This window comes from Asaia sp. HumB (assembly GCF_030263835.1).
GTDB lineage: Bacteria > Pseudomonadota > Alphaproteobacteria > Acetobacterales > Acetobacteraceae > Asaia > Asaia bogorensis.
Genome location: NZ_JARPML010000002.1, coordinates 997,619 through 1,014,217 on the forward strand (window position 1 = coordinate 997,619; position 16,599 = coordinate 1,014,217).

The window sequence follows — 16,599 nt, forward strand, 5'->3', positions numbered from 1 at the left end:
CTTCTCCATCCTTCTCAATGAGCAGGATGAAAAAGCTTACAGAGCCCTAATAGATCACCTAATTATTTTCTTAAGTTCAAACAATAACGTGATCAGCCATGACGGGGACTGTCTTCGCCCAATTGCCGGATCGTGGCGTCTTCGGGCTTGTCTTGCGGGAACTGCACCTCCCAACCGCCGCCCAGCGCATTGTAAAGACGCGCCAGATTGCTTGCGATGGTGGTCGTGCTGTCAGCCAGTTGCAACTGTGCCGAGAGCAGGTCGCGCTGCGCCGAAAGCACGTTGAGGTAGGTTGTCAGACCGCTGCGATACTGCTCCTGCGACAGCTTGAGCGCGCGTTGGCCCGCCCCGACCGCTGCCTGCAACCCGTCGCGCCGGCGTTGCTCGTCACGATAGGCCACAAGCGCGTTATCCACATCACGCCAGGCGCCCAGCACCGTCTGCCGATAGGTAATGGCCGCCGCCTTCTGGGCATAACGGTTGAGCATCAACTGACCACGCAGACGCCCACCCTGAAAGATCGGCAGTGAAATGGACGGACCGAGATTCCAGGCGCGCGCATTCCAGAAACCGAGATCGCGGAACGAAAGAGATTGCAGACCGAAATCGGCGCTGATGGTGATCTTCGGATAGAACTCGGCTTCCGCCTCGGCCACATTGGCCACAGCCGCATGGAGCTGGGCCTCGGCCTGACGGATATCGGGACGACGCTGGGCCAGCTCGGCCGGTACACCGACCGGCACGCGCGGCGGCACCACCGGTATGCCTGCCGTACGGGTCAGTTCATCGTTCAGCGTACCGGGCGGCGACCCCAGAAGCAGGCTGATGGCGTTGATCTGCTGCGCAATACGCTGCTCGATCTGCGCGATCTGGGCCGTGGTGGAGTCAAGCTGGCTTTCTGCGCTGGTCACGTCCAGTTCGGTGACGAGCCCGGTTTTCTGACGCTCCCTGGCAAGGGCGAGCGTCTGGGCCTGTGTGTCACGATTGGCCTGGGTGATACGAAGCTGTTCCTGCAACCCACGCAGGGTCAGGTAGTCATTCGCCATATCGGCCTGCTGGGCAATAAGGACGCCGCGGCGCTCCTCATCGGTTGCCTGCAGATCAGCCTTGGCCGCCTCGTACTGACGCGCCACGCGCCCCCAGATATCGAGCTCGTAAGAGGCGTCGATGGAATATTTCCACTGATTCAGAACAGGGATCGTGGCAGACCCCACACTCTGGTCGAGGAGCGTGGCGTTCTGTTGACCCAGCGCCGTCGCATTATCCTTGGCGACACCGGAGAGGATGCGCTGCAGCGATTTGGTGCTGTATTGCGAGCGTGTGTAGGACCCGCTGGCAGAAAGCCCGGGAAAGCGCTCCGCACCAGCCATCAGCAGCTGGGCACGGCTCTGCGCCAGCTGTGCCGTGGCACGCTGGATATCGAGGTTCTGGGTCGCCAGTCGCGTTTCGAGCGAGGTCAGGGTCGGATCGTTGAAGATCTTCCACCAGTTGACATCGGGCGCGTCCGGCGTGGTCAGGCTTCCCTTCTGGCCAGCATGGGCATGCATGTCATACTGGGTTGGCGACCACAGGTCAGGCTTCTGGTATTTTGGCCCGACGCAGCCCGGCAGCGAAAGGACCACGGCAAGGGAAGCACCGCACAGCATGAGCGCACGCGGGGAACGGCCAGTCTTCAAGTCATGGCTCCGGGAAATCATGAAACGGGTCATCAATGGGCACCTCCGGCCGGGCCTTTCTTGGCCACCGGGGACAACAGGAAGCAGAAGGGCACGACAAAGAACGCCATGATGCCAATCACCATGAACGTCTGGTTGTAGGCCACCATCGACACCTGCTGCATGAAACTCTGATAATAGCTGTGTACGGCATATTGATGCGCGGCCGACTGGGTCAGACCGGCATCGGTCGCCACCTTCTGCACAGTGTTGAGGTAATCCTGTCCGTTGGCATTATAGTCGGACGACCAATGCGCCATCAGGCTCTGACGCACCTGCTTGGTTTCTGTAATCGCTGCCGTGGCGAGCGAGATTGCCAGAGAGCCCACATAGTTACGCGACATGCTGAACATGGCCGAAGCATCGGAGTTCAGCTCCTTGGGCAGGGTCGAATAGGCAATTGTCGAAATGGGCACGAACAGGAAGGCCAGAGCCGACGTCTGGAAGATACGATATTCCACCAGATGGGCATAACTCGTGGTCGGCACGAGCTGCGCCGAATAGAACATGGCCAGCCCCATCAGGAAGAAGCCGAACGCGATCAGATTGCGCACCTGAACGAAGCCCATCAGCTTGCCCACAATCGGGATAAGACAGATGATCACAGCCCCGCCCGGTGCGAGCACCTCACCCGAGATCGTGGCCGTATAGCCAAGGACCTGCTGGGCAAATTGGGGCACGATAATGGCTGAGGCGTAAAGCAGACCACCCACCATCGCCATCAGGAACGTCCCAACAGCAAAATTGCGATCCTTGAAGATGGCAAGGTTGAGCAGCGGGTTCTTGGCGCGCAGCAGCCAGATCACAGCACCCACCACCCCGGCTACGCCAAGCGCCGCCATGATGATGATGAAGTTCGAGCCAAACCAGTCATCATCCTCACCGCGATCGGCCATGACTTCGAGGCAGCCAAGACCGAGCGAGATCAGGCAGATGCCGATGACATCGACCTTTTCGCGCTTCTGCTTCTCCCATGGCGGGTCCTCCACAAGCGCCGAAACGCCGATGAGGGTCAGGATACCGAAAGGCACGTTGACGTAGAAAATCCAGCGCCAGGAATAGTTATCGACCAGATAACCACCAAGCAGCGGGCCGAGAATGGGGGCGACGATGGTGGCAATGGCGGTCAGACCGAAAGCCGCACCGCGCTTTTCAGGCGGGAATGTATCCAGAATGATGGATTGCTGGTTTGGCTGAAGCCCACCCCCGAAGAAACCCTGCATCAGGCGGAAAACGATCAGCATGGGTAGGCTTGTCGATAGTCCGCAAAGGAACGACGACACCGTGAACATGGCGATGCAGATCAGGAAGTAGCGCTTGCGCCCCAGAAGCTTGCCGAACCATGCCGAGATCGTCAGCACGATACCGTTTGCCACCAGATAGGAGGTGAGCGCCCAGGTGGCATCGTCATAGGAACTGCCGAGCGCGCCCGAAATGTGCGGGAGCGCCACATTGATGATGGTGGTGTCGAGCACCTCCATGAAGGCGCCCAGCGTCACAACCACTGCAATCAACCAGGGGTTGGCTTTGGGCTTCCAGTCGGCATGGTTGTTCTCGCTGGACGCGTCGCTCATTGGACGGTCACCGTCGGCACGACAGAGACGCCAAGCGGCAGCGGCACATTGGGGTCGAGCCCGCTATCGATCAGGATCTTGACCGGCACGCGCTGGACGATCTTCACGAAGTTGCCCGTCGCGTTTTCGGGCGGGAAGGCGCTGAACGCGGCACCCGCACCGAGCTGGATGGAATCCACATGGCCATGCAGGGTCAGGTTGGGATAGGCATCGACCTCGATCTCGACCTTCTGGCCGGGACGCATCTTCTGGATCTGCGTTTCCTTGTAGTTCGCAACAACCCAGACTTCAGGCTCGACCACAGAGAACAGCTTCTGACCGGTCTGGACGAAATCGCCCTGCTCGACATTACGCTGCGAGATCCAGCCATCATGCGGCGCGCGCACTTCGGTCCAGCCGTAATTCAGCTGTGCCTGAACAAGATCAGCCTCGGCCGCCTTGAGGGCAGCGTTCTGCTGCTTCATCGTGGCTTCCTGGTTCTCGATGTTCGGCTTGACCGGGGTGGCCTGCTGCAATTCACCTTCAGCGCGCATGACCTCGGCATGAGCCTGGTCGAGCGCGGCCTTCGAGTAATCGATATCCTGCTGCGTGGTCGCAGCGCGGGACACGCTGTGCTGGCGACGATAATCCGTCTCGGCCTTGAAAAGCTGGGCCTGCGCCGAAGCAAGAGCGCCCTTGGCCGCAATCAGGCGACCGGGAAAGTTCTGCTTGGCGACCATCACCATCTGCGTGGCAGCGGCAAAATTGGCCTGAGCCTGTGCAATGCTGGCTTCAGCCTTGTGCAATGAGGCGATGTAGTCGCGGTCATCGATCTTGACCAGAAGCTGCCCGGCATGGACGAACTGGTTGTCATTCACCAGAAGCTGGGTGACATAGCCGTTCACATGAGGCGCAATCGAAACCTTGCGTCCTGTCGTATAGGCATCATCCGTCTCGATCTGGTTGCGTGTCAGCAGCCAGTAGGCGATCCAGACGATCACCACGACAACGACAACAGCAATCAGAATGATACGCAAAAGGGGGCTGCGTTTCTTGCCCCCGTTCTTCTTGTCCTGCTTGCCGTTCTTATCGTCATCACCCTGCGATGCGCGATTATCCTGCTCGTCGCCCTGCGCCATGTGCATCCTCTCGGCGTTGCCCCGCCCTTGCGCGCAGCAACTCAGTTTTTGGCTCTGTAATCCCGAATTCTCATCGCCTGAGCTGAAAATGACCGTTCGGTTCGGTCATGGACTAGCATAGGTCTCCGGGGCCTTCAATCATCTGTTTCAGACAATGTCTGGGGTCTTTTCCACCGCCGCCATACCTGAGTTCCTCAGCTCTGCGACATCCTGCCACGCCCCGGCTTACGCCTTCGTTACGCGCCAGAGATCAGACATTACTTGCCCATCCAGCGCATCACGATGGCCAAAAGCCAACAAGCCGTCAGATCATCGCGAAGTTGCCCACTCAGGTCTCATCGTGCACGACACCGTTGCTTCTGTTACGCAAAAGACACAACACATGCGGGGATATATTTGCCTTTGGCCCGGTTCCGCCCCATCTGAGGGCCTGATGCCGGACTCGGCATATCTGTAATATCGTGGCTGTCAGGGTTCCTCGGGGGGCGTATATGGGTGATCTGATGGATATCGAGACCGCCGAGCGTCTGATTGGTGAAACGCTTGTGCCGTTTCCTGTCGAGGCTGTGCCTCTCGCTCAATGCAGCGGGCGCGTACTTCGCCAGGACGTTCAGGCCGAGCGTGCGCTCCCGCCTTATGATCGCGTCATTCTCGATGGCATTGCCGTACGCTGGCAGGCGCAGGACCGGATTTTCCGGCTGGCAGCAACGCAGCCTGCCGGACATGCTCCCCTCACCCTGCCCCCTCAGCCTGCGCCAGCAGACGCAGGATCGTTTGTCGCGCCCTGCATCGCCGTCATGACAGGATCTGTCCTGCCGACCGGCGCTGACACGATCATCCCGCGTGAGCATTACAGCGTGGAGGACGACCTGATCACCCTGCACGCTTCATCTCACCCGCAAACTGGACAGCATATCCATCGTCGGGGTGCGGATTGCGCCGCGGGCGATATCCTGCTGCGCGCAGGCATCAGCCTTTCCCCGCCTGATCTGGCCGTACTGGCCGCCAATGGACTCAGCCATCCCCTCGTCGCGCAGATTCCCTTGGTCGCCATCATCTCAACAGGCGACGAGCTTGTAGCCCCCGATGCGCCTGTTGCAGACTGGCAGATACGCCGCTCGAATGAATATGCCATAGCCGCCTCGCTTGCCCGCAATGGCTTCACCCGTCAGAGCTTTGCGGTGTTACCCGATGATCTGGCAACGCTGACCGATCAGCTCGGCGCGCTTCTGGCGGAACAGGATGTTCTGGTCATCAGCGGGGGCGTGTCGATGGGGCAGTTCGATTTCGTCCCGCAGGCCCTCGCTGCGCTGGGCGTGCGCAATATATTCCATAAGGTGGCCCAGCGCCCCGGCAAACCTTTCTGGTTCGGCATCTCGCCCGCAGGCAAGCCGGTCTTTGCTTTACCGGGCAATCCTGTCTCGGCCCTCGCCTGTTGCAGTCGCCATGTCGTGCCTGCCCTGCTGCGTGCCCAGGGACTTTCGGTAACCCCTCGCCCTGTCCGGCTGGGGGCCTCGCTGGCGCCGCTGGCCACCATGACGCGGCTTGTTCCCGCCCAACTCGTTCAGGACGACACCGGCATGGTCATTGCGATACCGCGCCCCATGCCGACCTCAGGTGATTTCAACCGTCTGGGTGCAACACAGGGGCTGATCAGCCTGCCCCCCGGCGAAGCGACATTGGATATCGGCTCGGTTGTGCTGTTCCATGACTGGTGAGGCGTCACAGACCAGCGTACCACGCGATCGGCTCGGACGCCCCTGGCATGATCTGCGCATCTCGGTCATGGACCGGTGCAATTTCCGCTGCCCTTATTGTATGCCGGAATCGGTCTTTCATGACGATTTCGCCTTTCTCGCCCCTGACGCCCGTCTGAGTTTCGAGGCGATCGAGCGCGTGGCCCGCGTGGCCTCCGGGTTGGGTGTCAGCAAGCTGCGCCTGACGGGTGGCGAACCGCTTTTACGGCCCGATCTCTCCCGTCTTGTCAGAAGGCTCGTAGCCATCGAGGGCATTGATGATGTGGCCCTCACCACCAACGCGGTTCTGCTCGTACGTCATCTGGACGCGCTGCATGACGCCGGGCTGACGCGCCTGACCATCAGTCTGGACAGTCTTGACCCGACAATATTCAGCCGCATGAGCGGTGGACGCGCCGTGGTCGAGACCGTTCTGGCGGCCATCGACAAGGCTGCACAACGGGGGTTTCCTGGCGGTATCAAGATCAATACCGTCGTACAGCGCGATGTGAACGAGAGCGAGATCCTGCCGCTCGTTGCCCGCTTCCGCCATACCGGCATCACGCTGCGCTTCATTGAATATATGGATGTCGGTACGCGCAACCACTGGTCGCAGAGTGCCGTCGTCCCCTCGGCGGTGGTCCTTGAGCGTATTGCCACCCGCTGGCCGGTTGAGGCCATCGCCCCCCGCTACAGGGGGGAAGTCGCCCGCCGCTACCGCTTTACCGATGGCGCAGGTGAGATCGGTTTCATCTCTTCGGTCACGGCGCCCTTCTGTGGCGATTGCTCGCGTGCGCGGCTGTCATCGGATGGGCAGATCTTCACCTGCCTCTTTGCCACAAAAGGTACGGATCTTCGGCCCGCGCTGGCAGATGAGTCGGATGAGGCCCTGCGCGCAGCCCTGCGCGACATCTGGCATGAGCGCAGCGATCGTTATAGTGAAATGCGCCATCCTGCACCGGTGCAGCCACCGCCCCCGGAAGACGGACACGGGACGGGACAGACGGGCGACCGGAAAATAGAAATGTATTATATCGGAGGCTGATGTGACATCGCTGACCCATGTGGATGAAAAAGGCGAACGGCCCCGTATGGTCGAGATCGGTGACAAGACAGTCACCCGCCGCGAGGCCCATGCCCAGGCCCGTCTGCGCTTTCCCCCGGAAGTCGCCAATACTTTGGCTGATGCCGGTTACATGACCAGCAAGGGCGCGGTACTCACCGTTGCGCAGCTTGCCGGTATCATGGGAACGAAAGCGACATCACAGCTTATTCCGCTCTGTCATCCGCTTTCGCTCACGGGCTGCAAGGTGGACATCACGATCGACGGTCATAATGCCGTGATCGATTGCCGGGTAAAATGCGAAGGCAAGACCGGTGTGGAGATGGAAGCACTCACGGGTGCCACGGTCGCCGCCCTGACGCTTTATGACATGTGCAAGGCGCTCAGCCACGACATGGTCATTCACGAGGTGCGCCTGATGGGAAAAAGCGGCGGCAAGCGTGATTTCAGCCACGAACCCGGCCACGGGTCCGGCAATGTCTGAAACCGCCACCATGACCGGACCGGCCTGCGTGACGCTCGAATATTTCGCCCAGCTACGCGATGAGGTCGGTTGCCCGACTGAAACCGTCACCACAGAAGCAGCTACACTTGCAGCGCTTTATGACGAATGTTCCGCCCGGCATGGCTTCAGCCTCCCCCGGATGCGCCTGCGTGTGGCCGTCAATGCCGCCTTCACGCCGTGGGATCACAGGCCTGTCGATGGCGACCATATCGTGTTCATCCCGCCAGTTTCGGGAGGTTGACCATGTTCCTTCTGACCGAAACCCCGATCGAGCCAGACAGCGTCGCCCGCGTCTTGAGGCGCAACGAGGCGGGTGGTTACTGCAGTTTCGAGGGATGGGTGCGCAATCATAGCGAGGGACAAGCTGTGCTTGGCCTCGATTATCAGGCCTATCGCCCCCTTGCAGAAGCGGAGGCAGCGCTCATCCTGCAGGAAGCAGAAAGCCGGTTTGATATTGTGGCCGTCTCGGCCATTCATCGTATCGGCAGTCTCGGGCTCGGGGATATGGCGGTATGGATCGGTGTTTCAGCCGCCCATCGCGATGCAGCCTTCGTCGCCTGCCGCTATGTGATCGACGAGATCAAGCGCCGTGTGCCCATCTGGAAACGTGAACGCTATGCCGATGGCCATTCCGAGTGGATTGCCTGCCACGACACCGAGCCCTCACCCGAGCTGTGATCGGTGGGCCTCAGACGAGGCGCCACCCGACAATAAAGAGCACCGCTGCCAGAACGGAGCGTTGCACGCGCTCATTGACCTGCCCCACGCACAGGCTGCCGAGCACGATGCCCGGGATCGAGCCGCAAAGCAGCGAGACCAGCATCGGAATCTTGACCGCCCCCAGATACCAGTGCCCCATGCCCGCAATCAGGGTGAGCGGTACGGCATGGGCGATATCCGACCCCACGAGGCGTGCGGTGCTGAGCGACGGGTAAAGCAGGATCAGCACAGTCATGCCGATGGCCCCTGCGCCAACAGAAGACAGGGTGACCATCACACCAAGCACAGCACCAAGCACCACGGTCAGCGCCGCCGCCGCGCCGGAGGAGAGCTCGCCCGCATGGCGATGGGACCAGGCCTGCAGCTCCTTGCGAAAAAACACGCTGGGCGCCGTAATGAGCAGGGCTACGCCAAGAGCTGTCGAGACCAGACGCGTCGTGTCGTGAGACGGGCTGCCATACCAGTGCAGAAACAGCAATGAGACCAGCGTCGCAGGCAGACTGCCGGCCAGCATGCGGAACACGACACGCCATTCTACCGCGCCGCGATGACCATGCACCAATGTGCCAACCGATTTGGTGATGGCCGCATAAAGCAGATCCGTGCCCACAGCAGCCTGGGGATGCACCTTGAACAGCAGAATCAGCAACGGTGTCATGAGGGAGCCGCCACCCACACCGGTCATGCCGACCAGAAAGCCCACACCGAGACCGGAGAGTACGTAGAGATAATTGAGGTCGGCTAGCAGTGACATGAACGGGCCTTGAAGCACGAAGCGATGGGAGAGACGGGACTAGGCCATATTTCCGGGCAACAATCAACGTTGATAGTGGTTTGAATTAGATAAACGATTTTATATCGTTATTAACGGCCAGGAGGCGGCACTGCGCCTTGCCTTATCCGGTCGCGATGACGATAGTGAGGGCCTTCTCAGCTACAGACCGGAAAGATCATGCTCGATATCCAGATCCAGGCCCCTTTTCCAATCCTGCAGGGCAAGGGCGCCCCGGAATCGGAGCAGACCCTCGTCCTGCTGACTGGCCCGGAATTCGATGTGGCTGATGGTCCGTTCTCGCATCTCGATGCCGCAACGGGCGGGGCGCTGCGCCGGGCAGTTGCCATCTCGCGCTTCAAGGGGCAGCGCGACCAGAGCTGTGTCCTGCTTGCCCCCTGTGCGGCGTTGGCCCGAATCGTCCTGATCGGTTGCGGTCCCGAGGACGAGCTTGATATTCCGACGATGGAAGCCGCTGGCGGGCAGGCTGCACGTGCCGTGCGTGACACCACCCATGCCGATCTTGCCTTTGCGGGTCGCTGCGCCGCGTTCGCCGCCCATGCTGCCTATGGCGCCGCACTGGGTCGCTACAGCTTCGACCTCTATCATACCGACGAGGCGGAAAACGCACCGCAGCTTCAGCGCCTGCATCTGGGTGTCGCCGAGATCGACGCTGTGCGTGAAGCATGGGAAAGCCTGAAGGCTGTGGCGGCAGGCGTGTTCCGCGCCCGTGATCTCGTCAGTGAGCCGCCCAACGTTCTGAACCCGCCCGAATTTGCCCGTCGTATCGAGACTTTGCGCGATCTCGGGGTCGAGGTGGAAATTCTCAACGCCGCAGCATTGCGCGAACTCGGCTTTGGCGCCCTACTGGGCGTGGCGCAGGGCAGCGATCAGGAAGCCCGCGTGGCCATTATGCGCTATCGGGGTTCGGACGAGGCACCGCTTGCCTTCATCGGCAAGGGCGTGACCTTCGATTCAGGCGGCATCTCCATCAAGCCGGCTGCCGGTATGGATGAGATGAAAACCGACATGGGCGGCGCAGCCGCCGTTGTCGGTGCGCTTGAGGCCGTGGCACGACGCAAGGCAGGCGTCCACGTGATCGGCGTGGTGGGACTGGTCGAGAACATGCTCTCGGGCAATGCCCAGCGCCCCGGCGATGTTGTGCGCAGCTATGCTGGCAAGACCATAGAAGTGCTCAATACCGATGCCGAGGGGCGTCTGGTTCTCGCCGATGTTCTGGCCTATGCCAAGGCACGGTTTGCGCCGCGTCTGATGGTCGATCTGGCCACGCTGACCGGTGCCATTGTCGTCAGCCTCGGCCATGTGCGTGCCGGGCTGTTCAGCAATGACGACGCGTTGGCCAACGCGCTTTTCGAGGCCGGAGAAACCACAGGTGAAGCCGTCTGGCGCATGCCGATGGGCAAGGCCTATGACCGGCAATTGCGCTCGGACATCGCCGATATGAAGAACATTACGGGCCGCCCTGGCAGTTCGATCACGGCCGCGCAATTCCTGGCACGTTTCGTGGGTGACACACCCTGGGCGCATCTCGATATCGCTGGTGTGGCATGGCGCAGCGACGCGGCACCGCAATGCCCCAAGGGCGCAACCGGGTTTGGCGTGCGTCTGCTGGACGCGCTCGTACGTCATCATGAAGAGGCAGACAACAAGGCCTCATGAGCGATATCGGCTTCTATCATCTGACGCGCACGACGCTGGAAGACGCCTTGCCGCCGCTATTGGGCCGCACGCTCGAAGCGGGGCAGCGTGCCGTGATCCGGTGTGGCGACGCGGCACAGGTAAAGGCGCTGGACGAGGCTCTCTGGAAGGCGAAATCACCCCGCTGGCTGCCTCATGGCAGCCAGCGCATGGGGTTTGGGCCGCGTCAGCCCATCTGGCTGACCAGGGGAGACGATGTCCCCAACGGCGCGCGCTTCCTCTTCCTGCTTGATGGAGGTGTCGAGGACGGGCTGGAAACGTTCGAGCGTATCTTCACCATGTTCGACGGCAATGATCCGGAGGCTGTTGCAAGGGCCCGGGCACGCTGGAGCCTTGCCAAAAAGGCCGGTCATAATCTGGCTTACTGGCAGCAGCAGGAGCGCGGTTGGCAAAAAGCGAGATAAGCCCGCGATCCGACCAGACACGAAACGTTTCGCTTGTCACAAGAGAGTTAACCTCTCGATCCTCTCCCCCTATTGGCCGTTCATGCTCCTGATAAAGGGCCATGTGACATGCCTCTTCGGCTGTTGCCCGCCCGCATAAGAAGGGGAACAGCCATGTCACTCAGTGGAAAAGTCGCCCTCGTTACCGGTGCCGCTCAGGGCATCGGTCGCGGTATTGCGCTCCGCCTGGCGCGCGATGGCGCCGATGTTGCTCTGGTGGATCTTAATACGGAGCGGCTTGCGCAGGTTCGTCGTGAGGTCCAGGCACTGGGACGCAAGGCCAGTGTCTCGGCGGCCGATGTAAGCCAGCGCGATGCCGTCTATGCCGCCATTGATCACGCGGAAGCGGAACTGGGCGGTTTTGACATCATGATCAACAATGCGGGTGTCGCGCAGGTGAACCCGATTGCCGATGTCGCGCCCGACGAAGTCGAGCGTATTCTGCGTATCAACATCCAGGGTGTTCTCTGGGGTATCCAGGCTGCGGCGGCCAAATTCAAGGCACGAGGTCACAAGGGCAAGATCATCAATGCCTCGTCCATTGCCGGGCATGACGGTTTTGCGATGCTGGGTGTGTATTCTGCCACCAAATTTGCCGTACGCGGCCTGACACAGGCTGCTGCCAAGGAATATGCCAGCGCCGGCATCACGGTAAACGCCTACTGCCCCGGCATTGTGGGCACCGATATGTGGGTCGAAATCGACGAACGGTTCTCTGAACTGACCGGCGCAGAAAAAGGACGCACCTACGAGAAGTTCGTCGAAGGGATCGCGCTAGGTCGTGCCCAGACGCCGGACGATGTGGCGGCTCTCGTCTCCTTCCTGTCGAGTGACGATTCAGACTACATCACGGGTCAGTCGATCCTGACGGATGGCGGCATCGTCTATCGCTGATCATCCCGGCCGTCAGCCCGATCACACATGTGTCTGACGGCTCCGGGTTTTAGGCCCGTCCCATTGATCAGGCGAGGCCGGATCAACACTCCGGCAGGTTCACCGCAAGGCCGCCAAGCGATGTTTCCTTGTAACGCTGGTTCATGTCACGCCCGGTTTCCGCCATCGTGCGAATGACCTGATCCAGCGAGACAAGATGGGCCCCGTCGCCATTCAGGGCGAGTGAGGCTGCATTCACCGCCTTGACCGCACCGAAGGCATTACGCTCGATACAGGGGATCTGAACCAGACCGGCGACCGGATCGCATGTCATGCCCAGATGATGTTCCATTCCGATTTCGGCAGCATCCTCGATCTGCTCGGGGGTTCCTCCCAGAGCGGCTGCCAATCCCGCTGCCGCCATGGATGACGCAACGCCCACTTCACCCTGACAACCAACCTCTGCGCCGGAAATCGAGGCATTCAGTTTGAACAGCCCGCCAATGGCCGAAGCAGTGAGCAGAAATTCCCGCATGGCCTGGGTCGTCCCGGGCGATGCGAGCGGCGCGCAGTAGTCGCGGTAATAGCGCAGAACCGAGGGAATGATGCCTGCCGCCCCATTGGTGGGCGCCGTGACGACGCGCCCTCCGGCTGCATTTTCCTCATTCACGGCGATGGCAAACAGGCTGATCCAGTCCATGATGGCATGGGCCGAGCGCATATTGCTGCGTTCATGCGCACAAAGCTTTTCGTGCAGGGCATGGGCACGACGGCGCACCTTGAGCCGTCCGGGCAAAATTCCTTTCTGCATGATGCCACGTTCGATACAGGCCAGCATGACCGCGATGATCTCATCCAGATAGTGCTCGACTTCCGAACGGGGGCGCAGGGCACATTCATTGGCCATAACCAGCGCAGCAATGCTCAGATTGTGGGTACGGGTCTGTTCCAGCAATCCGGCCCCACTGGTAAAAGGATAGGGCACATCAGGCTGCGCGTAGCCTGCACTCTCCGTCACGCTTTCCGAAACAATAAATCCACCGCCGACCGAACAAAAGCGGGCGCAGTCGAGTACCACGCCCTCAGCCGAAAGCGCCTCGAATTGCAGGGTGTTGGGGTGGACAGACGGCACACTCTCCCGATCGAGCACCAGATCATGAGCCGGGTCGAAGGGAAGTATACGGTCGCCATAGCCAACGTGCTTTGTACGCATGACGCGCTCGACAATCCCGTCCGCCTGATCGGGGTCGACCGTCTGGGGAAGCTCACCGCACAGGCCCAGAATAACGGCTTTGTCAGTCGCATGCCCCTGGGCTGTCCAGGCAAGGGAGCCGTAAAGCGTGACGCGCAGGCGGGCGATTTCCAGCAGGCGAGTTGTTCCCGCCGAGGCATCAACTTCTAAAAGTGCCGCGATGAAACGCTGCGCCGCACGCATAGGGCCAACAGTATGGGAGGAAGAGGGTCCGATACCGATCTTGAAAAGGTCGAACAGGCTGATCATGCGCGTCTCATGGGGTCGATTACACCAGTATGGCCACCTGCCGGGCCAAGTTCATTTCGGGACAGAATTAGGCCGACGAACCGCCGAAATGCTTCTCGCTCTTCCGACGCTATCTGACCCTAAGGGATTTTGACACCACGATAATCAGGCAAGTGCTGGCTCCCGACAACCCAGCATACCTCTCGTCATCCTGTCTGATAAGAGGCGCACTGATCTGCCATGACCGCCCCCCCTATCATTGCGGCGCATAAGAGCGACCACCTGTTGTGGTCTTATGGACTTACTCAGGCTGAAGAGCCTTCAGTGCGTTCCGGACCGTGCAGGAAAAGCTACGATACGACCGGACGACGCATTTTCCCGCCGGGCAAGACCCGCAACAACCCCTACGTCGACACAGAGATGGGCCGCGATATCCTCGGCAGAGCTGGCCGCCAGCCATTGCGGCAGAGACAGGTCGTGATAGTGATCGGAACGGAAAATTTCGAGCAATCGCAGGGGGCGGTCGCCATCATTGCGAACGAAATACCCTTCGCCGCGTGGCACGTAGGCCATCACGCCGGGGCGCAGGGTGGCGTTGTGCTGACGGCACCCTTTGGGCAGGCGGGTAAGCTGTCCTTCACTATCGAGGCATATCTGCCAGACAGACGTATTGAGATGCCAGTGCAGATCGGTACGGCAGTCCGGCTCGATCTCAACCAAGGCGGCAGACAAGGCATCCGGGTCGCAGAAAACATCGGCTTCAACCACGCGCAGACTGCCCCAGCAGGTACGCTCCGCCTCCTGAGCCATGAGGCTATGGTGGAAACCGGCATGGGAGAGCGGCTGCCCGGAGAGATCCGGCATCGCATCCCGCCCCGCCTCCGGCTCACGCCCCCCTACGAACGCGACAACACTGGCCTGTCCTCCCGGATGGCAATGGAACCAGGCTGAAACCGAGGCAGGCACGCTCCAGACATCCCCTTCATGGAGGGTCATGCTCCGGATAGACGCACTGGCATGCGGACGCATGCTGAGTGTTGCACACCCTGCAACGACCATCCCCCAGCCAGAAGCCGGGCATGCTGTTGCCGCACCATCGATCGAGGCGCCAAGCACATGATGGTTTACCCTCACGTCGCGTATACCGAATGGCGCGACCCGCTCGGACCACGACCAGCCTTCCTCCTGCGCGGTGGTCAGGGACTGATCAGACCTGCGTGTACGCGAACGCATCGCCCACCCGCCTGTTGATCGCCGGGCGGAAAAGAACCCTGGGGTTCCCGTCGGCACAGCACCCAGCAGGCGCTGGAAAACGTTATGGTCAAAAGACGCCATGAGCGGCCTCCTTTTCTCAAGAGCGCTGACGATACGCTTGCGGGGCGCGTCGGCTCTCCCCCGACAGCCTAACGCCAAAGGAGGTTATGGCTGCACGAATTCACGAACTCGTGATTATTCTGCAGGGAGAACTGCCGAACGCCGCCTGAACTGTGACGCTTGATCTCCTGTATTGAAAAGGAAGTTTTCATGAAAACCGTGAGATTCAGTGATGGGACGACCGTGCCTGCCTTGGGCATGGGAAGCTGGAATATCGGCGACTCGACAGCCGGAAAGGCCGAGGAGATTGCCAGCCTGCGCGCCGGTCTTGATCGCGGCCTGAAGGTGATTGACACAGCCGAGATGTACGGCAACGGGCGCTCGGAACGTCTCGTGGGTGAGGCCATTTCAAACCGGCGATCAGACGTTTTTCTTGTGAGCAAGGTCCTTCCATCGAACGCCACGTTTGATGGCACCATCCAGAGTTGTCAGGCATCTCTCAAGCGGTTGGGCACGGATCATCTCGATCTTTATCTCCTGCACTGGCAGGGCGGCGTCCCGCTGACGGAAACCGTCGAAGCCTTCGAAGCCCTTATTGAGAAAGGTCTCATCAGGCGCTGGGGCGTATCGAATTTCGACACCGAAGACATGCAGGATCTCGAAGGCGTCGCCTCGGACTGCGCGGCCAACCAGATTCTCTACAACCTTGAGGCACGCGGTGTTGACTATGACCTGCTGGCGCGTGATCGGGCGGCTGGCATTGTCACCATGGCCTATTCTCCCCTGGGGCAGGGAGGCGATTTGCTAGCCAGCCCGGTTCTGGCAGAGATCGCCCGGGAGCATGAAACGGCCGCCGGCCCAGCCACTCCGGCCCAGATCGCTCTGGCCTGGACCCTGCGAAACGCCAATATTCTCTCGATCCCCAAGGCTGGAACCCTGCGTCACCTGCAGGAAAATATCGCCGCCCTGTCGATCACCCTGCGTGACATTGATCTCGCCCGTATTGACGCCCATTTCCCGCCACCGCGTCGCAAGACATCGCTCGAGATGATCTGAACGTGAAGATCAGGAACAGCAAACCCGGACGCTTGGTTAATAATTAATTTGGATATACAGTGAACATAACGATATTATTATGAAACAAATAGATTCATCCATCATAGTGGAAAGCCGGATAACTGATGACACATGAAGAATTCGACAAATTCATGGCTGTACATCCCGACCTTGTCGAGCAGTTCCGCAAGGATCGCCGCATATGGGTGTCCCACATACCAAGCGTTCAACTGCGCAGCTTCACGGATCATCTGAGCAAGCTTGTCGGTTGCGCTCTGGTCTCGACCCAGATCGAGCCTGAACTCGAATTCGTGTTCTATGATCCCGGCGCTGACGGCAATTCGGACAATGAACTGCTCGATATTTCCCATGAACGTGCAGGCGATTCGATGAGGGTCTGAACGATACTCTGCCTCGCGCAGCCTGGCTCTTCACGAACCGAATGGCCGGGGGACGAGGCAGCGCCTGTTACCTCAACAGGCCCTGGGAGAGGCTATACTCACGGCAGCCT

Annotated in this window: 16 protein-coding genes; 10 read left to right on the forward strand and 6 right to left on the reverse strand. The window is 60.3% G+C overall.

Translation table 11 applies throughout. From position 1 onward, the window contains the following. Nucleotides 1-92 precede the first annotated feature (92 nt). The 3 genes from P5689_RS05570 to P5689_RS05580 form a co-directional block, all read right to left on the reverse strand. A complete protein-coding gene (locus P5689_RS05570) occupies nt 93-1,646 on the reverse strand; it encodes an efflux transporter outer membrane subunit (protein WP_062165980.1) in 1,554 nt (517 codons plus the stop codon). A gap of 62 nt (nt 1,647-1,708) precedes the next feature. Then, a complete protein-coding gene (locus P5689_RS05575) occupies nt 1,709-3,289 on the reverse strand; it encodes a DHA2 family efflux MFS transporter permease subunit (protein WP_023979420.1) in 1,581 nt (526 codons plus the stop codon). Then, complete coding sequence (locus tag P5689_RS05580) at nt 3,286-4,407, reverse strand: HlyD family secretion protein (protein ID WP_122050635.1); 1,122 nt, start codon at nt 4,405-4,407, stop codon at nt 3,286-3,288. Before P5689_RS05580 ends, P5689_RS05575 begins: the two co-directional genes overlap by 4 nt. 491 nt (nt 4,408-4,898) lie before the next feature. On the opposite strand from P5689_RS05580, the gene P5689_RS05585 reads away from it, so the two are divergent. The 5 genes from P5689_RS05585 to P5689_RS05605 are packed head-to-tail and all read left to right on the forward strand — an operon-like array spanning nt 4,899 to nt 8,389. Continuing rightward, complete coding sequence (locus tag P5689_RS05585; protein ID WP_285532416.1) at nt 4,899-6,125, forward strand: molybdopterin molybdotransferase MoeA; 1,227 nt, start codon at nt 4,899-4,901, stop codon at nt 6,123-6,125. After that, the gene (gene moaA / locus P5689_RS05590; protein WP_285532417.1) at nt 6,115-7,188 is read left to right on the forward strand and encodes a GTP 3',8-cyclase MoaA; all 1,074 of its coding nucleotides are present in this window, start codon (nt 6,115-6,117) and stop codon (nt 7,186-7,188) included. The genes P5689_RS05585 and moaA overlap by 11 nt, the downstream gene beginning before the upstream one ends. A gap of 1 nt (nt 7,189) precedes the next feature. Next, the gene (moaC, locus tag P5689_RS05595) at nt 7,190-7,690 is read left to right on the forward strand and encodes a cyclic pyranopterin monophosphate synthase MoaC (protein ID WP_285532418.1); all 501 of its coding nucleotides are present in this window, start codon (nt 7,190-7,192) and stop codon (nt 7,688-7,690) included. Then, nucleotides 7,683-7,952: a MoaD/ThiS family protein gene (locus P5689_RS05600; RefSeq protein ID WP_285532419.1), complete on the forward strand. Its 270-nt coding sequence runs from the start codon at nt 7,683-7,685 to the stop codon at nt 7,950-7,952. The genes moaC and P5689_RS05600 overlap by 8 nt, the downstream gene beginning before the upstream one ends. A gap of 2 nt (nt 7,953-7,954) precedes the next feature. Next, on the forward strand, nt 7,955-8,389 hold the full coding sequence (locus P5689_RS05605) for a molybdenum cofactor biosynthesis protein MoaE (RefSeq protein WP_181950280.1): 435 nt from the start codon (nt 7,955-7,957) through the stop codon (nt 8,387-8,389). 10 nt (nt 8,390-8,399) lie between these two features. Here the strand turns inward: P5689_RS05605 and P5689_RS05610 are convergent, their stop codons facing one another. Then, on the reverse strand, nt 8,400-9,185 hold the full coding sequence (locus P5689_RS05610; RefSeq protein WP_023979414.1) for a sulfite exporter TauE/SafE family protein: 786 nt from the start codon (nt 9,183-9,185) through the stop codon (nt 8,400-8,402). Between the two features lie 198 nt (nt 9,186-9,383). Between P5689_RS05610 and P5689_RS05615 the strand changes: the two genes are divergently transcribed. From P5689_RS05615 to P5689_RS05625, 3 genes are all read left to right on the forward strand, one after another. Beyond that, nucleotides 9,384-10,883 carry a leucyl aminopeptidase gene (locus P5689_RS05615; protein WP_166928473.1) on the forward strand — a complete coding sequence of 500 codons (1,500 nt, stop codon included), beginning with the start codon at nt 9,384-9,386 and terminating at the stop codon, nt 10,881-10,883. Beyond that, a complete protein-coding gene (locus P5689_RS05620; protein WP_285532422.1) occupies nt 10,880-11,326 on the forward strand; it encodes a DNA polymerase III subunit chi in 447 nt (148 codons plus the stop codon). The genes P5689_RS05615 and P5689_RS05620 overlap by 4 nt, the downstream gene beginning before the upstream one ends. 153 nt (nt 11,327-11,479) lie before the next feature. Further along, the gene (locus tag P5689_RS05625; protein ID WP_285532424.1) at nt 11,480-12,259 is read left to right on the forward strand and encodes an acetoin reductase; all 780 of its coding nucleotides are present in this window, start codon (nt 11,480-11,482) and stop codon (nt 12,257-12,259) included. 82 nt (nt 12,260-12,341) lie between these two features. Here the strand turns inward: P5689_RS05625 and P5689_RS05630 are convergent, their stop codons facing one another. Both P5689_RS05630 and P5689_RS05635 read right to left on the reverse strand, forming a co-directional pair. Beyond that, nucleotides 12,342-13,739 carry an L-serine ammonia-lyase gene (locus tag P5689_RS05630; protein WP_285532426.1) on the reverse strand — a complete coding sequence of 466 codons (1,398 nt, stop codon included), beginning with the start codon at nt 13,737-13,739 and terminating at the stop codon, nt 12,342-12,344. A 300-nt stretch (nt 13,740-14,039) separates the two neighbouring features. Continuing rightward, nucleotides 14,040-15,053: a cupin domain-containing protein gene (locus tag P5689_RS05635; RefSeq protein WP_285532427.1), complete on the reverse strand. Its 1,014-nt coding sequence runs from the start codon at nt 15,051-15,053 to the stop codon at nt 14,040-14,042. Nucleotides 15,054-15,242: 189 nt separating this feature from the next. On the opposite strand from P5689_RS05635, the gene P5689_RS05640 reads away from it, so the two are divergent. Both P5689_RS05640 and P5689_RS05645 read left to right on the forward strand, forming a co-directional pair. After that, entirely contained in the window at nt 15,243-16,088 is an 846-nt protein-coding gene (locus P5689_RS05640; protein WP_285532428.1) for an aldo/keto reductase, read from the forward strand. Between the two features lie 125 nt (nt 16,089-16,213). Then, nucleotides 16,214-16,489: a hypothetical protein gene (locus tag P5689_RS05645; protein WP_285532429.1), complete on the forward strand. Its 276-nt coding sequence runs from the start codon at nt 16,214-16,216 to the stop codon at nt 16,487-16,489. Nucleotides 16,490-16,599 lie beyond the last annotated feature (110 nt).

Excerpts from the sequence above, each read along its gene's own strand:
- P5689_RS05585 (WP_285532416.1), top strand. The coding sequence starts at position 4,899 with ATGGGTGATCTGATGGATATCGAGACCGCCGAGCGTCTGATTGGTGAA.
- P5689_RS05575 (WP_023979420.1), bottom strand. The coding sequence starts at position 3,289 with ATGAGCGACGCGTCCAGCGAGAACAACCATGCCGACTGGAAGCCCAAA.
- P5689_RS05570 (WP_062165980.1), bottom strand. The coding sequence starts at position 1,646 with ATGCTGTGCGGTGCTTCCCTTGCCGTGGTCCTTTCGCTGCCGGGCTGC.
- P5689_RS05620 (WP_285532422.1), top strand. The coding sequence starts at position 10,880 with ATGAGCGATATCGGCTTCTATCATCTGACGCGCACGACGCTGGAAGAC.
- P5689_RS05635 (WP_285532427.1), bottom strand. The coding sequence starts at position 15,053 with ATGGCGTCTTTTGACCATAACGTTTTCCAGCGCCTGCTGGGTGCTGTG.
- P5689_RS05645 (WP_285532429.1), top strand. The coding sequence starts at position 16,214 with ATGACACATGAAGAATTCGACAAATTCATGGCTGTACATCCCGACCTT.
- P5689_RS05640 (WP_285532428.1), top strand. The coding sequence starts at position 15,243 with ATGAAAACCGTGAGATTCAGTGATGGGACGACCGTGCCTGCCTTGGGC.
- P5689_RS05605 (WP_181950280.1), top strand. The coding sequence starts at position 7,955 with ATGTTCCTTCTGACCGAAACCCCGATCGAGCCAGACAGCGTCGCCCGC.
- P5689_RS05625 (WP_285532424.1), top strand. The coding sequence starts at position 11,480 with ATGTCACTCAGTGGAAAAGTCGCCCTCGTTACCGGTGCCGCTCAGGGC.
- P5689_RS05630 (WP_285532426.1), bottom strand. The coding sequence starts at position 13,739 with ATGATCAGCCTGTTCGACCTTTTCAAGATCGGTATCGGACCCTCTTCC.
- P5689_RS05580 (WP_122050635.1), bottom strand. The coding sequence starts at position 4,407 with ATGGCGCAGGGCGACGAGCAGGATAATCGCGCATCGCAGGGTGATGAC.
- P5689_RS05610 (WP_023979414.1), bottom strand. The coding sequence starts at position 9,185 with ATGTCACTGCTAGCCGACCTCAATTATCTCTACGTACTCTCCGGTCTC.
- P5689_RS05615 (WP_166928473.1), top strand. The coding sequence starts at position 9,384 with ATGCTCGATATCCAGATCCAGGCCCCTTTTCCAATCCTGCAGGGCAAG.
- P5689_RS05600 (WP_285532419.1), top strand. The coding sequence starts at position 7,683 with ATGTCTGAAACCGCCACCATGACCGGACCGGCCTGCGTGACGCTCGAA.
- moaA (WP_285532417.1), top strand. The coding sequence starts at position 6,115 with ATGACTGGTGAGGCGTCACAGACCAGCGTACCACGCGATCGGCTCGGA.